Raw genomic sequence first — 15312 nt, forward strand, 5'->3', positions numbered from 1 at the left:
ACCTTTTTTGTATAACTTCTTGAAGGATTAGAGAATTTTATAATTTTTTAGGTTGTGATTATTAATTGTAGTATTCCTAAATATGGAATATAAGTATAATGATAGAGAAGAACTAGAAATAGGGGTGAATACTATGATTACATTAGAGCAAAAGTTAGAGCAATATAAACATACATATGTACAGTTAAAGGGAGAACTAAAATGGAAAACGAGTGATTCTCGAACAGGAATGATGATTGCTGCTATGTATGCAGGTAGTGATAAATTGTTTAATCTCGAACGTTTTTTAGAAATTAGTAGTTATATTAAGAATCAAGTAGGGATGTTTTCATACTTAAAGTCTTATCATCGTTTTGTAGTGGCCGCAACATTAGATATTCACTTTACAGATTACAAGAAAGCTTTTCGGACGTTTTTAGATTTATATGAACAATTGGTCACTAGTGGCTTTAGCCGGAGTATATTTACTTATCTCGCAGCAGCTGTGCTTTTAACAGAAGAAAATGAACAGCATGGCGCGCACATTCAGCGTTCGATGCAAGTATATAAACGCATGAAAAAGGATCACCTCTTTCTTACAAGTACAAATGATTATCCGCTCGCGGTTTTATTAGCAGGACAATCAGAGAATGTAGAAACATTTATGGATCGTGTAGAACGTCTGTATCAGAAACTAGCGAAAGCTGGTTTGCGTAAAGGGAATGATCTTCAGTTTTTAAGTCATATTCTTTCACTAAAGAAGGATGTCCGTGAAGAAATGTTAGTTGCAACATGTACAAACATATGGAATTTGTTAAAACAAGAAAAGGTAAAAGTGAAACAGATGCATTATCCAGCAATCGGGCTACTAGCGTTACTTGAAGATGGAGAAAAAGAGATTTATGCTATTAAAGCGTTGATTGAAAAACTGCAGGGGGAGAAATTATTCCGTTGGCATACAGATACGAATATTCTTATTGCTATTCAACTGTTCGTAAGTCAGAAAGGTGAGGAAAGTAAAGCTACCAACACAGGTTTACAAACTATGATAGAAGTCCTCATACAAGCACAACAAGCAGCTATGATGGCAACGATTGCCGCTTCATCTGCAGCAACATCTTCTGCTAGTAGTAGCTCATAATATGTAACTACTTTAATAAGGAAGGTAAAAAAGCCCATCACTTTCTAATGAGTGATGGGCTAACTATTTTTACATAATCAGCATTATTTTTTCGACTCTTTCAAATGTTTGAGTTGTGTAACAATCATAATGCTAATAACAACGAGTAAAAACCATGAACTAATTTTGCTTAAGTGAACGAGATTCCACGCTTCCCGTTGATTTGGATATTGCCATGCTCCGAAAAATGTTGCGATGTTTTCTGCAATCCAAATGAAGAATCCGATAAGGAAAAAGGAGAGAACGAGTGGCATTGTATATGTAACGCCTTGTAATGAAAATTGTACAAATGTGCGAGAGAAAACAATGAATAGTAGTAAAGTTAATATCCATCTAAAATCGTATGTAAAGTGGTGTGTGAAAAAATTGAAGTAAATCATAGCTCCTAACGGCACGGCAAAAATAGCTTTCGGCCAATGATGCATTTTTAAATGCAACCTTCTCCACGCTTGGCATATGTAACTTGCGACACTTGCGTACATAAAGCCGCTGTAAAGTGGAACTCCAAAAATCTTTGAATACGCCTCTTCAGGATAACTCCATGAACCGAAATGAACTTTATATATTTCTAGTAAAAGGCCGATGAGGTGAAAGACAGTAATTACTTTTAATTCGTCTTTCGTCTCAAGTCCAGTCTTGTACATAATCCACTGCATAAGAAGACATGCAATGAGTATGAAATCATAGCGATATAACCCTGGAATAGAAACGATTTTTGAAAGGGCTAGTGTTAAGAAAATAACGACTGGGAATAAGCAAGATAATGCTTGCTCGTAAGTGAAGTGTAGTAGTTGTTTTATATATAACATTGGGTCACCTTCGGTATTTTTATTTGAAAACTCGAAATAATGATTAAGTATACTACACTTTTAAAAATAAGCTAGTAGTCTATTTTGTGTGTATTTGTAATTTTTGGAAGGGAATTGTAATAAGTATTTTAATATTTAGCGAAGTGAAAAAATAGTTTGCTATTTAAAAAAAGTGGCGATATAATATCTAAATGAAAATGATAATTATTATCAATAATAATTACAAATAAAAAATAATTATAAAAAACAACTGAATATAAAGGATGAAATGAAACATGTTACATAAGTCTACTGTACATGCTGGTAATAACCGCTGGATACATATTAAGTTCATATGTTTCATGAGCTTAACAATTTTATGTTTAATTGGATCTATATTTTTAGCCATTTCATTTGGTGCAAAAGATATTCATTTACAAACGGTGTGGGCAGCGGTTTTGGATTACAACCCGAAACTAACACAGCACCAAATTATTTATGAATTAAGGCTCCCGAGAGTAATTGGTGCAGCAGTTGTAGGGGCAGCTTTTGCGGTTGCTGGTGCTGTTATGCAAGGTGTAACACGAAATCCTTTAGCTGATGCAGGTGTACTCGGAATAAATGCAGGTGCGATGTTTGTAGTAGCACTTAGTTTTGCTTTTTTCCCACATATGTCGTATTCCTATTTAATGATTGTTTCCTTTATTGGAGCTGTCTTAAGTACAGTACTTATCTTTGTTATTGGATCAGCAACATCAGGCGGGTTAACACCAATGAGGTTAACGATTGCTGGAGCGGTTATGGCAGCGCTTTTACATTCATTAAGTTCAGGTGTTGCGATTTATTATGATTTAAGCCAAGATTTAGCGTTTTGGTATGCTGGTGGTGTTGCAGGGGTTAAGTGGGAACACTTGAAATTTTTAGTCCCTATTATTCTTATAACGATTATTTTTGCGACAATGCTAGGGAGATCAATTTCACTCATATCAATGGGAGATGATGTTGCTACAAATTTAGGAGTGAAAACGAACCGAACGAGAATACTAGGGATGATTATAGTAGTTATTCTGGCAGGTGTTTCTGTTTCAGCTGTTGGTTCTATCGGATTTGTAGGACTAGTTATCCCGCACATTGCTAGAAAATTAGTTGGTGTTAATTATCGACTCATTATTCCTATGTCAGCATTATTAGGAGCTATGTTATTAGTTGTAGCTGACCTAGGAGCAAGAGCAGTAAACCCTCCTAAGGAACTTGCGATAGGGATTATGGTAGCTCTTGTTGGAGTTCCGTTCTTCCTCTATATAGCACGTAAAGTTGGGAGGGAGCTATAAGTGAAAGATCTTTTTAACACGGATAAAAAGAGAGCTATTACTGTAACTACAATATTCGGATGTGTAAGTATCGCTGTAATTTTAATTAGTCTAAATACAGGGACACTGAGTATAGAGCCACTTAAAGTAATTGAAACACTTTTTGGTTATGGTGATTTTGAGAGCGCAACCGTGCTATACGATTATCGTATGCCAAGAATTATAATCACAATGTTAGCTGGTATTGGCCTTGGGATTTCCGGTGCGATTTTACAAGGATTATCACGTAACGCACTTGCAGACCCTGGTATTTTAGGACTGCATTCAGGTGCATCTTTCGGGCTAATTATATTTGTTACATTCTTTCATTCTATTAATGAAAGTGCATCCATTTTAATACCGTTATTTACATTTGGCGGAGGAGTATTAGCTGCATTTCTTATTATTTTACTTGCGAGTGATCGGTCAAATGGTTTACTTCCCATTAGACTTATTCTCGTTGGTATTGCAGTTTCAGCTGGTTTTAGTGCAATTTCGTTATTTTTCTCTCTCAAGTTAAATGATGAGACGTATACATTCGCTTCTAGATGGCTAGTTGGTAACGTGTGGGGAAGGGATTGGATTCATGTCCTTGCATTATTACCTTGGATTTTCATACTAACCCCGTATGCATGGCTAAAATCTAAAACGTTAAATGCATTGTCACTAGGTGATAGTGTAGCAGCAGGACTTGGTGTTTCTGTTCAAAAAGAACGGTTATTACTTTTAGCTACAGCGGTTGGATTATCTTGCGCAAGTGTATCGATGGCAGGAGGGATTGGTTTTATCGGTTTAGTTGCTCCGCATATCGCAAGGAAGTTAGTAGGTACTACATATCAACACTTTCTTCCTTTAGCTGGCATTATCGGAATGATTATTTTAGTGCTAGCAGATACGATAGGTCGTTCTATATTTGAGCCAAACTCTATTCCAGCTGGTGTAGTAGTGGCAGCTTTAGGAGCACCGTATTTTCTTTATTTACTTACAAAAACAAAATAAATACTTCAAAGAGGAGAACATATGAAAAAGAAACTTACTATTTTATTTAGCATGATGTGTATTTTAGTATTAGCAGCATGTGGTCAAACGAAAGCTAATGAAGAGGCAACGAAAAAAACGGAAAAAAGTAATGACCCAAAAATTGCTTCAATGTCTATTCATTTAACGAATGATTTACTTGCATTAGGAATTACACCAGTAGGTTCTGTTATTGGTGGAGATTTAAAAGATTTCTTACCGCACGCAAAAGAGCAGTTGAAAGATACGAAGAAGCTTGGTGTTGTAACAGATCCGAATATGGAAGCGTTACTTCAATTAAAGCCAACTGACATTTATGTTGATGAAAAATATGCTGGTAAAGATGTAGCGAAATACGAAAAAATTGCAAAAACACATTCTTTCAATTTAGATGAAGGTACGTGGAGAGATCATTTAAAACAAGTTGGTAAACTTGTAAACCGTGAGAAAGAAGCAGATAAATATATTCAAGATTACGAAGAGCAATCAAAACGAGTAAAAGGTTTAATAGATAAAGAGCTAGGTAATAACGAAAAAGTAATGGCAATTCGCGTTACTGCAAAAGAATTGCGTGTATTTAGTACGAAAAGACCGATGGGACCAATTTTATTCCAAGACTTAGGGTTACAGCCTGCAAATGGTGTAGAGAAAATTGATGGAAACCGCCCTTTCGAAGTCATTTCACAAGAAGTATTACCTGACTTTGATGCAGATGCGATTTTCGTTGTTGTAAATAGAGATGATAAAGCAAAAGCAGCATTTAAACAACTTCAAGAAACGCCAATTTGGAAAGACTTAAAAGCAGTTAAAGGCAAGCACGTATACATTATCAATGATCAACCATGGCTGGACTATTCTGCTTTAGGAAACAAAATGGCAATGGATGAAGCGGAGAAAATGTTTACGAAATAATATAGTTTTGCTATTAGGAAAGGCCCTCTAAATTTGGAGGGCCTTTCTATTGTTGTTAGAATAAATAAAAAATTATACAATGAAGTTAATTCAATATGGAGGAGATGTGCCAATGTCAGCGCTTATTGTAAGTATCCCGTTTATGAAACAGTTTATGGAATAAGGGGATAAATAGGCTAAAATAAGTATCCCTGTTATTTAAAAGGGGGAGTTTGAAATGACAATGAATCTTTTTCGAAATAAAACGATTAAATTATCAGCTATGAGAGAAACAGATGCTGAAGTAATGGCTATGTGGCAAGAAGATAGTGAGTATTTAAGATATGTTGATACAGATGTAGCATTCCCGCAATCGATACAAGAAATAGCAAGTGATGGGCTATTAAAGGGACGGAGATCGAATAGTGTTTCTTTCATGTTAAGGACAGTTCAAGAAAATCGCTTAATTGGTTTTGTTGCAATTCATGGCATAGAGTGGAATAACAGAACGGGTTTATTAGCCATTGGTATAGGAGATGCAAATGATAGAGGAAAGGGATATGGAAGGGAAGCAATCCATCTTATCTTAAAATATGCTTTTTATGAATTGAATTTACACCGCGTCGGTCTTGATGTGATTTCTTATAATAAAGCAGCCATTGCGTTGTATAAAAAGATAGGTTTTCAGATGGAAGGGTGTATGAGAGAAGCGGTTCAAAGAGATGGGAAGTGTTTTGATCGTATCATTATGGGGATATTGCGGGATGAATGGATAGAGCTGCAAGGTTAGAAAGTACATTCAAAATTATATATGTAGTATGCAGGAGATATAATGATAATTGGCGAATTTTTACAATGTACTGATTGAACTTATAAGGAGTCATGAAAAATGAATTTAGAAAAAAGTAAACCAGTAAATGAAGAGGTCGCTGAATTAAAGGAATTAATTAAAGAATTACACGGAAGTGTACATCAACTTCAAAGTGAAGTGCAGCAATTAAGGCATGAAAGACCGGTTGTTGAAGTAAGAAAAGGTGTTCAATTATCACCAGCAATCGTTGGACAAATTGGTGGTATGATATTGGGTGGGTTAGCAATTATCGGTATATTTTGGTGATGAAAAAAGGTTTGCAGCACGATGCTGCAAACCTTTTGGATTTGAAGATATAATTTCATGCAATATAACTTTTACATTAAATAACGTAAATATATATAAGCATGTGATAACAAGAGTGCAACAATAGTTAATGGTAAACCAATTTTTAAGAAGTCCATATAAGAGAAGCCATGTCCTTCACGTTTTGCAATACCAGCAACGACTACGTTTGCAGATGCACCGATTAGTGTTCCATTTCCTCCTAAGCAAGCTCCAAGAGATAACGCCCACCATAGTACTTCGATTTGCGGAGAATCGACAGATAGTCCGAGTCCTGTAGCTAAGTCTTGAATAAGAGGAATCATCGTTGCGACAAATGGGATGTTGTCGATTGTCGCAGATGCGATGCCAGATACCCATAAAATAAGTATAGCTGCGAATCCGATGTCACCGTTTGTTACGTCGATTACTTCTCTTGCAAGTGAAGAGATAAGTCCGATATCAATTAACCCGCCAACGAGAACAAATAATCCGGCGAAGAAGAAAATGGTTACCCATTCAACATGGGCAAATACATCTTCAATATCATGTTCTTTCACGCCGATTAACATAAGAAGTGTAGCGCCTGTCATCGCGATAACAGCAGCGTCTACATGAATAATCGAATGAAGTACGAAGCCTAAAATAGTTAGTCCTAAAATCGAAATAGATTTTAAAAGGAGGCTTTGATCTTTAATGTAATCTTTTTCGTTTAATGCCATTAGTTTTTCGATTTGTTCAGGTGTTGTTTTTAGTTTGTTACGATACATGAAGTAAATAATGCCAAGTGTCACGATAGAAATAATAATTACGATTGGAGCTAAGTTAAGTAAAAAGGCGTTAAAGTCTAAATGCTTGTTTGCTGATCCAATCATAATATTAGGTGGATCACCGATTAATGTTGCTGTTCCGCCTATATTTGAAAACAGCACTTCTGAAATCAAATAAGGCACAGGATTTACTTTTAAAATACGTGTAATGGATAATGTAACAGGAACGATTAATAAAACAGTCGTTACATTGTCCAAAAATGCTGATCCGACAGCAGTTAATAGGGATAGTAATAATAAAATGCGAATCGGTTTTCCACCAGCTGCTTTTGCCGCTTTAATGGCCACAAATTCAAAGACGCCTGATTGACTCGTAATATGTACGAGAATCATCATCCCAATTAAAAGGGTAATCGTTTCCCATTGAATATGTGATGTGAAAGCAGTATGTAAATCTACAACTCCAAAAATAATCATAATAGCAGCACCGAATAGTGCGATTACAGCACGATTCAATTTCTCAGAAATAATAAATCCGTACGTGATTAAAAATACGGCAATTGCAAAATAATATTGCCAATTTGCTACTTCATGTGCTGACTGTTCCAATCATGTCACCTTCTTTAAATTATGTATTCAATTGTCGAAATGTATCTCGCTGCAATAATACGGGATAAAATATATTGTAGCAAATTCAAAAAAGAAAGAAAACTATTTAACAAAGTGAAGGAAAAAATGTATTTTTTACATATCATATAAAAAATATAAAAAACACAGTGCAAATTATTAGGAAAAGTGAGCGTTGTCCTCTAATATAGAGATAGCAATTTACATTATTTTTGCGTAAAATGGTTTAAAGAGGTGAATTCCGATGGAAATAGTAAAAGATAGTTCTCTTATTCAAAATGAAATTGAACGTTTTGTAAATAAAGATGTATATATTCATTTAGAAACGACAAACGGAGCGTATGCATCACACATAAATGAAAAGATGATGACAGTTGGTGCTTTCATTCGAAATGCGATTATCCGTTTTGAACGCGGGAAGATAACTGGAACAAATCCATACCGAGTTGGTTTGAAAATGGATCACGGTTGGGTATATGCTGAAGGTATTACGCACTGGGAAGTAGACGATCAAGAGCGTTTATTATTAGCTGGACATGATAATTTAGGTCGTCTAGCAGTTGCACTTGAGTTAAGCTTAACACCATTTAAGTAAGAAGGAGGGAAACTTATGGAGAGACATGTACTTGTTGTATTTCCGCATCCAGATGATGAAGCATATGCTGCGGGAGGAACAATTCGCTTATTAACAGATCAAGGAGTACCTGTAACGTATGCATGTGGTACTCTAGGACAAATGGGACGTAACATGGGTAAGAACGTATTCGCTAACCGTGAAACGATTCCACATATCCGTAAGAAAGAATTGAAAGATGCTTGTGAAGCGATGGGTATTAAAGATTTAAGAATGCTTGGCTTCCATGATAAAACGTTAGAATTTGAAGATGTTGATTTCGTTGCTGACAAAATTGAAGCAATTATTCAAGAAGTAAATCCATCTCGAATTATTACATTTTATCCAGAGCACGGTGTACATCCAGATCATAATGCATTTGGCCGCGCTGTCGTTCGCGCTGTATCACGTATGCCAAAAGAAGAGCGCCCAGTTATCCATGCTGTTGCGATTACGAAAAATCGTGAAGCAGTATTAGGAGAACCGGATGTTGTAAATAACATTAGTGAAGTATTTGATCATAAATTAACTGCATTAGGTGCGCACCGTTCACAAACAGAAGCAATGCTTGAAGACACGCATGCAAAAATAAAAAACAAAGATGCAGCAACATTAAAATGGCTGCAACTTGAACAGTTTTGGACTTATAAATGGGAGTAGGCTAGAAGGATACCTTCTAGTTGCTCTTACATAGAAAAAGCGCCGTCACTTGTGATGGCGCTTTTTCTTGTTGAAGACTATATATTTCTTAGGGTGCTTCAAAATTTTTAAATTAACGTGCAGTATAGCCTCCATCAACAAGAAGTGTTGTACCGTTAACAAAACTAGCATCATCACTTGCTAAAAATAAGACAGCTTTAGCGACTTCTTCTGGTGTTCCAAGTCTGCCTTGTGGATGAAGTGAAGCTAAATATTCTTTCTGTTCAGGATTAACACTACCAAGTAAAGGGGTGTCAATATAACCGGGGCACACCGCATTAATACGTATTCCATATTTAGCGTAGGCAGTACATAAATTTTGAGTTAATAGTTTCACACCACCTTTTGCAGAGGAGTATGCTGTTGGGGTAGGTAATGAAACAAAACTATGAATCGAACCAGCGTTAACGATGACACCACCTGTACCTTGTTTAAGGAATTGTTCAATCGAATATTTATTAGAAAGGAATACCCCAGACAAATTAATATCAATAGTCCTTTTCCACTTTTCATAGGATAATTCGTTTGCTGGTGCATCATCAGCAACGCCGGCATTGGCATACATAATATCTAATTTACCGTATGTACTTACTGTCTCATGAATTAGCTGTTTAATATCTGCCTCTTTTGTTACATCAGTTTTAATAAATAAAGTATTATATCCATGTGCATTCAATTCATCTGATAGTTCTTTTCCACGTTCAGAAAAGTCAGCAATAACTACTTTTGCACCTTCTTCGATAAAAAGACGAACAGTAGATTCGCCAATTCCACTTGCTCCACCAGTTATGATTGCTACTTTGTCTTTCAATTTCATATAAACCTCTCCATTCATCAATGAATTTAAGTCGAATTTTTAAATCTGGTTATGTCACTATTAACCTTAAATAGTAAGTAGATAGAAGAAACAGTTTGCGTTTACTTAATTGTGAGAGTGCTATTTTTTTATTGTAATTTTTTATACAGTGATGGAAGAAAATATTAATTAGGTCAATTTTATCATCAGATTGAATATTCAGTAAAGTATTCTTGAATAGAGTGAGTGCTGAAGTTAAACTACTAATCTACATAGATAGAACGAGAGAGACTACATATAGTTGCTCTTTTTATTTTATTAATTAACAAATTTTCAAACTTGCTGATGATGTAGTCGACTTAAATAAGTCACTTGTTTTTAAATTGAATCAAAAATAAAAAACAGTAAAAATAAAACGCTTAATAATAATTATTTATTGAAAAACGATAAATATAATGATATTATCAAATTGAAAATTAGTAAGAGAGGTGCTTTTTATAAAATGTAAAACGAATGTTATGTATTAAAAAGAAATTGATGTAAATTAGAGAAATTATATATTTTAATAGCGAAATAAAAAAAGGGAGTTAGAGCATGATTAATAAAACAGTAAAGAAAGTTATCTTGATTGCAGGTGGTTTGTATATTACATATTTAGTAGGTGTAGTTATTTTAGCGGAATCTATACCGTATCCTACATCTCAACAACTTAAAGAAGCCGAAAGAGTAGTTGAACGCTATGTAGGTGAAAATAATGGAGTAAAAATGATAAATACATCTAGCAGCTTCACGGCTGAGATGTTCAATCATACAATTCATATTGAAGGAAATTCAAAAGAAAATCCGGAACAATTATATCGAATGAATTTAGATCAAGTTTCTAATGAAAGTGAAAAAATAACCGAAAAATCGATAAATACAGTTTGTAAATCAAATGATGGAGGAAAGAATTTTACGTGTGCTGATACTGAATAGCTAAAAGTAGGATCCGTAGCAGCATAGTAACAGTTGATAACCATTACTCTAGTTAAATAGGAAAAAGCCTCGCAGGGGGGCGAGGCTTTAAACAGGGTATTAAAAATTATCGATTCATTAAGAATAACTTCTTTTGAATAAGCTAATTTTAGCATGATAACTCATCTATATGTGTTACGAATTTATGAACAAAAAATCAATGATAAAAATACAGAAAAGACAATAATTTATTTGGAATCTGTATCATTACATAAAGTTTGAGTGAAAAAGAAAGTATACTTTTGTATTGAGGAATAAAGATATAGTCTGCCTACGGAAATAGGCAGGCTATTTTTTTATAAAGAAAAGACAACTTGAGGTAGAGTCCGTGTTAAGAAATAAGATCGTTCAAAAGATAAAGATATTGTATTGAAACACGTCATTATTCGTGGAATAAGTTATATTTTTGATAAAAAATCTTTAAAAAGCATTATAATCCCTAGAAGAGATAAGACTTCAATTGAAAACCAAAATACACTTTTTTGAGGTTTTTTAAACTCCATTAGTATGGAGAAAAATAAAAAGATAGCAATGAGAAATATAATTAAGAGACGAAGTATATCAAACATAAATAGCACTCCTAATAGTTAATTTGTTTTACTATATAGTTATTTCCAATATTACAGAATGTAAGAAGCGACTTATCAATATTAAAGCAAAAAGTTCTCAGAAGCTATGAATTAAAAATAAAAATTTTTTTGAATCACTGAGCACAGGGGGATTATCTATTAATTAGCTTGGTGATTGAAAGAGTAATTTTTTAATCTCTTAAATGTCCGATTGGTTTAACTAAATAATCAGCGGGGAATGGACAAACCACCTACTGATTAGAATTTCACTTTATTTGTTTTCTTTTTTATCTAAATCCTTAGAATTGATATTTAGTAGTGATTTATAAGAAACATATATTTTGAATTATTTAATAGAATAATATATATTTATATTGATTTAGTGATTTTAGTTTGTTAAAAATGGGGAAATCGATATGAAAGTTAAATTTGCCGTAATAAAAGATGAGAATTTTGATTGTAGTATATTGGAAACAAAATTATTGAAAACTTTTAAAGAAGTAGATTGTGAAGCAGATATTGTAAAGGTTGAGGATGAAATTTTTGAAAACAATGATATACAAACGCATTTATCAGAAATAACCATTCATGTTACTGGAAAAAATATTGGATATAGATCCGTTTCAGCCAGTATATTTATTGTTCTAGAGAGTTTATCAATACAGCTATTTCGTATTCATATTAGTATACTTTAAGCAGTTCAAAAAGTGAATTCTTCAGAAAATCATACTGATTATATTGAGTTGTAAATATGAAAACAATAGAAATTATCGTAGGTGCTCCCGAATGGTGGATTGCACCTTGTTTGTTGTTAAATAAACAAGGGATTCCTTTTTAAATTTTAATCTATCTTAACGCTAATTTATAAATAGAAGAATGGAAACATGTGAGTAATTCAATTAGATTGTACAAATAATTTGGTACGCGGATATACGCAATGTATTCACAGGTAAGAGGGTTGTCTCATAATATATATAGATTTTTCTATTAAGATGAACAGAGGGTGTGAATATATGGAAGATGTTTACGCTAAAATTGACAGTCTCAAGGCGGAGCAAAAAGAAATGATGAGAGACATTCGAAATTTAGAAACGCGTACTACTATTAATGAGAAAGACATAGCAACAATCAATAAGCAATTAGAAAAAATAAGTACAAACACTACTTGGATTTTGCGAATTATTATTAGCGCGATAATAATGTCAGTTTTAGGATTGATATTAAAAGGGATGATTTAAAAGAAAGAGGGGAGCTCCCTCTTTCTTTTATGTAAATGAGAAACTATAAATTTTCCGTTTCCTTTTCGTCTGCATACTTATCCTCTAAGGAAATTAATAGAGGGATTGATATAGTTACAAGAATGATTAAAGTGGTGATAAAAGATTTAGAAAGAGAAAAAGAACCTTCAATTAAAGGTGATAAAAACTTGAATGAAAGTATACTTGTTATGAAGGAAATTACTAAAAAGCTCAAAAGAGATATATTTTTATTCTTTATAGATGTCTCTATAAAGTCTTTAACACAGGTTATTACGACAAATATAGTTAATATGATAAGAGAAACAAAATAATGTGTTAAATTCGTCATACTAATAGTAGGATCGTCTATTATGTAAGCAAGTAACTTAGATACTAATATTCCTCCAAACAATAAAATAATAAAAGCAAGTAATCCTTCCGATATATAAGTGCTTAAATTGTTTTTCTTGTCAAAGAGTTTATAGTTTAGAGTAGATTGGGTTATTTGAATTAGGAATAGGGTAATAATCCATACATAATATACAAATGGTAATTCTCCTGAGAATAGAGAAATTAGAAAGTTGACTACTGTCCTTAAAATTTCAATCATTACGAAAGTCCTCCTACTTGTTCAGCTTTATGACATTAGGAATATATGAGTATATCATTTTATAATTACGTTTACAGATTCAAACTATTTCTAATTATTCCATAATAAGGTGGTTATATCAAGTAGTTATCTTCTATGGCGTGTATTAGTTGTTCACTAATATAAAAAGAACATTTGAACGTTAATACTAGAAAAATAAAAGTAATATGTAATATAATTGAAAAAGTATATTTAAAAATCGATGTTAATATTACCCTCCTATAAGTATTAACATACGTAATTGAGGTGTTTTCTTTGTTGTTTTATGACCGGATTTCTATAATGGCCCCTCCTGTTCCGTAGCTAAGGAAAGTCTTTTTATTTCTGGGATTTTCAAAGTTATAGGAGGGTATGAAAAATGAAAAAAGTCTCAGTACCATCACTTTTGTTAATGATTGTTCTTGTCGCATTTCCGCAAATTAGTGAAACGATTTACACACCGTCTTTACCGGACATTTCAAAGGCGTTACATGTAAGTAATAATGAGGTGCAGTTAACGCTTAGTGTGTATTTTGCTGGATTTGCTTTAGGTGTATTTTTTATTGGATGGCTATCAGATATAATTGGCCGTCGCCCAGCAATGTTATTTGGAATTGTAATATATGGCGCTGGGAGTTTCTTATGCTATATTGCAAATTCCATTGAAGTTTTATTGGTAAGTCGTTTTATTCAAGCGTTTGGAGCAAGTGCAGGATCCGTGGTTACACAAACGATTCTTCGGGAAAGTGTAGAAGGGCATAAGCGGCATGTTATGTTTGCTCAAATCTCGGCAGTCATTGCTTTTACACCAGCGATAGGACCGTTAATTGGTGGCTTTCTTGATCAAATGTTTGGATTTAAAATAGTATTTTTAAGTTTAGTAGTTATGAGTATCGGTATTTTTCTGTATACGTTTGTTTCTCTTCCTGAAACAAAAACGGGCTCAGTAACGAATAAAATAAATGTATTTTCAGTCTTGAAGAGGTTAATTACAAATCCGAAAGTGGTAACATATGGGCTGTTAATTGGAGGAGCAAATGGTGTTTTATTTAGCTATTATGCAGAAGCGCCGTTTATCTTTATTGAATATTTTCAATTATCGCCTAGTATGTATGGATTTCTAGGAATTGTTGTTGCATCTGCTTCTATTGTTGGAGCGAAAATTTCAAAATGTTTACTTGCTACTTATAAACCAGAGAAAATTATATATATCGGTTGTCTCGTAATGACAGGAGGAGCTATCCTTTTATCTGTTATTACGTTTGTGGGATCAAATCCGAATGTAATATATATGGTTGTATTTTTAATAGCGATGTTTATATTGCTATTAGGAATTGGAGTAGCATTACCTAATTGTTTAAGTTTAGCGTTAGTAGATTTTCAAGATGTCATTGGTACAGCTGGAGCGTTGTTTAGCTTAGGATACTATGTAATTGTAACGATGACAATTTGGGGAATGAGTCAATTGCATACGGGCTCGTTACTGGTGATGCCACTTTATTTTCTAGTTATTGTAGTTATAATGGCAGTGTTTACTAGGATATTTATCTTTGGTAAGCAAACTTCGAAATCGATTTAAATATGAAATTGTAAAAGAGTCTCATTTTTTAATGAGACTCTTTTATATTTTGGCTGGGGTAAAGAAGTTAGTAGTTTATTAATATATTAAATTTCTCATTGGTATATAAATCGAATGTGTGGGAAATTACGTTATCAACTATAAAGGTTGAAGTATTTGACATATGAAACCGAGAAAGAAATGCTCTCCTCTGTTATTTATATTGTAATAATATACATGCCGGAATCATATTGAATAGATGTATTTTATTGTTAATTTAGTTAAAAATTAATCAGACTTATGTATAATAATTTATTGAAAAAATAATTGAATTTTTCAGATTAATGAATTAATATAAGGTAAGTAATTTTAAGATTTATAGAATATTGGAAGATGAAAGGTTTTGAGAATTTTATTAGGAGCGCAAAACGATTTTAGGATAGCTTTAAAGCTAGTGTAAA

16 protein-coding genes are annotated in these 15312 nt (G+C 33.3%); 12 read left to right on the forward strand and 4 right to left on the reverse strand.

Features of this window, described 5'->3' with window-relative positions; all coding sequences use genetic code 11:
• The first annotated feature begins 82 nt into the window (after nt 1-82).
• Nucleotides 83-1120 (forward strand): DUF4003 domain-containing protein, encoded by a 1038-nt coding sequence (locus tag HMPREF1014_RS07570; protein WP_009326658.1) that lies wholly within the window; start codon nt 83-85, stop codon nt 1118-1120.
• A gap of 83 nt (nt 1121-1203) precedes the next feature.
• Here HMPREF1014_RS07570 and HMPREF1014_RS07575 read toward each other — a convergent pair whose 3' ends face one another.
• On the reverse strand, nt 1204-1968 hold the full coding sequence (locus HMPREF1014_RS07575; protein ID WP_000965751.1) for a DUF817 domain-containing protein: 765 nt from the start codon (nt 1966-1968) through the stop codon (nt 1204-1206).
• Nucleotides 1969-2243: 275 nt separating this feature from the next.
• Here HMPREF1014_RS07575 and HMPREF1014_RS07580 point away from each other — a divergent pair, with 275 nt between their 5' ends.
• The 5 genes from HMPREF1014_RS07580 to HMPREF1014_RS07600 all read left to right on the forward strand — a co-directional run bounded on the left by HMPREF1014_RS07580 (nt 2244) and on the right by HMPREF1014_RS07600 (nt 6321).
• Nucleotides 2244-3278: a FecCD family ABC transporter permease gene (locus tag HMPREF1014_RS07580; RefSeq protein ID WP_000902722.1), complete on the forward strand. Its 1035-nt coding sequence runs from the start codon at nt 2244-2246 to the stop codon at nt 3276-3278.
• On the forward strand, nt 3279-4295 hold the full coding sequence (locus HMPREF1014_RS07585; RefSeq protein ID WP_000653826.1) for a FecCD family ABC transporter permease: 1017 nt from the start codon (nt 3279-3281) through the stop codon (nt 4293-4295).
• A gap of 21 nt (nt 4296-4316) precedes the next feature.
• A complete protein-coding gene (locus HMPREF1014_RS07590; protein ID WP_000728222.1) occupies nt 4317-5225 on the forward strand; it encodes an iron-hydroxamate ABC transporter substrate-binding protein in 909 nt (302 codons plus the stop codon).
• 217 nt (nt 5226-5442) lie between these two features.
• Complete coding sequence (locus HMPREF1014_RS07595) at nt 5443-5994, forward strand: GNAT family N-acetyltransferase (protein ID WP_000178510.1); 552 nt, start codon at nt 5443-5445, stop codon at nt 5992-5994.
• A gap of 99 nt (nt 5995-6093) precedes the next feature.
• The gene (locus HMPREF1014_RS07600) at nt 6094-6321 is read left to right on the forward strand and encodes a coiled-coil domain-containing protein (RefSeq protein ID WP_001047523.1); all 228 of its coding nucleotides are present in this window, start codon (nt 6094-6096) and stop codon (nt 6319-6321) included.
• 71 nt (nt 6322-6392) lie between these two features.
• Here HMPREF1014_RS07600 and HMPREF1014_RS07605 read toward each other — a convergent pair whose 3' ends face one another.
• Nucleotides 6393-7718, reverse strand: a complete 1326-nt coding sequence (locus tag HMPREF1014_RS07605) for an ArsB/NhaD family transporter (protein WP_000437992.1) — start codon at nt 7716-7718, stop codon at nt 6393-6395.
• A gap of 262 nt (nt 7719-7980) precedes the next feature.
• On the opposite strand from HMPREF1014_RS07605, the gene HMPREF1014_RS07610 reads away from it, so the two are divergent.
• Both HMPREF1014_RS07610 and bshB2 read left to right on the forward strand, forming a co-directional pair.
• Entirely contained in the window at nt 7981-8331 is a 351-nt protein-coding gene (locus HMPREF1014_RS07610; protein WP_000407045.1) for a YojF family protein, read from the forward strand.
• 15 nt (nt 8332-8346) lie between these two features.
• Nucleotides 8347-9009, forward strand: coding sequence for a bacillithiol biosynthesis deacetylase BshB2 (bshB2, locus tag HMPREF1014_RS07615; protein WP_000439483.1), 663 nt, complete (start codon nt 8347-8349; stop codon nt 9007-9009).
• Between the two features lie 112 nt (nt 9010-9121).
• Here bshB2 and HMPREF1014_RS07620 read toward each other — a convergent pair whose 3' ends face one another.
• Entirely contained in the window at nt 9122-9865 is a 744-nt protein-coding gene (locus HMPREF1014_RS07620; protein ID WP_000768020.1) for an SDR family NAD(P)-dependent oxidoreductase, read from the reverse strand.
• Nucleotides 9866-10438: 573 nt separating this feature from the next.
• Between HMPREF1014_RS07620 and HMPREF1014_RS07625 the strand changes: the two genes are divergently transcribed.
• The 3 genes from HMPREF1014_RS07625 to HMPREF1014_RS07635 all read left to right on the forward strand — a co-directional run bounded on the left by HMPREF1014_RS07625 (nt 10439) and on the right by HMPREF1014_RS07635 (nt 12665).
• Nucleotides 10439-10819: a hypothetical protein gene (locus HMPREF1014_RS07625; RefSeq protein ID WP_000608950.1), complete on the forward strand. Its 381-nt coding sequence runs from the start codon at nt 10439-10441 to the stop codon at nt 10817-10819.
• A gap of 1024 nt (nt 10820-11843) precedes the next feature.
• Complete coding sequence (locus tag HMPREF1014_RS07630; protein ID WP_000865000.1) at nt 11844-12122, forward strand: hypothetical protein; 279 nt, start codon at nt 11844-11846, stop codon at nt 12120-12122.
• Between the two features lie 318 nt (nt 12123-12440).
• Entirely contained in the window at nt 12441-12665 is a 225-nt protein-coding gene (locus tag HMPREF1014_RS07635; protein ID WP_000390469.1) for a hemolysin XhlA family protein, read from the forward strand.
• A 43-nt stretch (nt 12666-12708) separates the two neighbouring features.
• Here HMPREF1014_RS07635 and HMPREF1014_RS07640 read toward each other — a convergent pair whose 3' ends face one another.
• The gene (locus HMPREF1014_RS07640) at nt 12709-13275 is read right to left on the reverse strand and encodes a DUF5823 family protein (RefSeq protein ID WP_000570038.1); all 567 of its coding nucleotides are present in this window, start codon (nt 13273-13275) and stop codon (nt 12709-12711) included.
• Nucleotides 13276-13672: 397 nt separating this feature from the next.
• Here HMPREF1014_RS07640 and HMPREF1014_RS07645 point away from each other — a divergent pair, with 397 nt between their 5' ends.
• Nucleotides 13673-14872, forward strand: a complete 1200-nt coding sequence (locus HMPREF1014_RS07645) for a multidrug effflux MFS transporter (protein WP_000758009.1) — start codon at nt 13673-13675, stop codon at nt 14870-14872.
• Nucleotides 14873-15312 lie beyond the last annotated feature (440 nt).

Origin of the sequence: Bacillus sp. 7_6_55CFAA_CT2, assembly GCF_000238655.1 — a bacterium.
Classification (GTDB): Bacteria; Bacillota; Bacilli; order Bacillales; family Bacillaceae_G; genus Bacillus_A; species Bacillus_A cereus.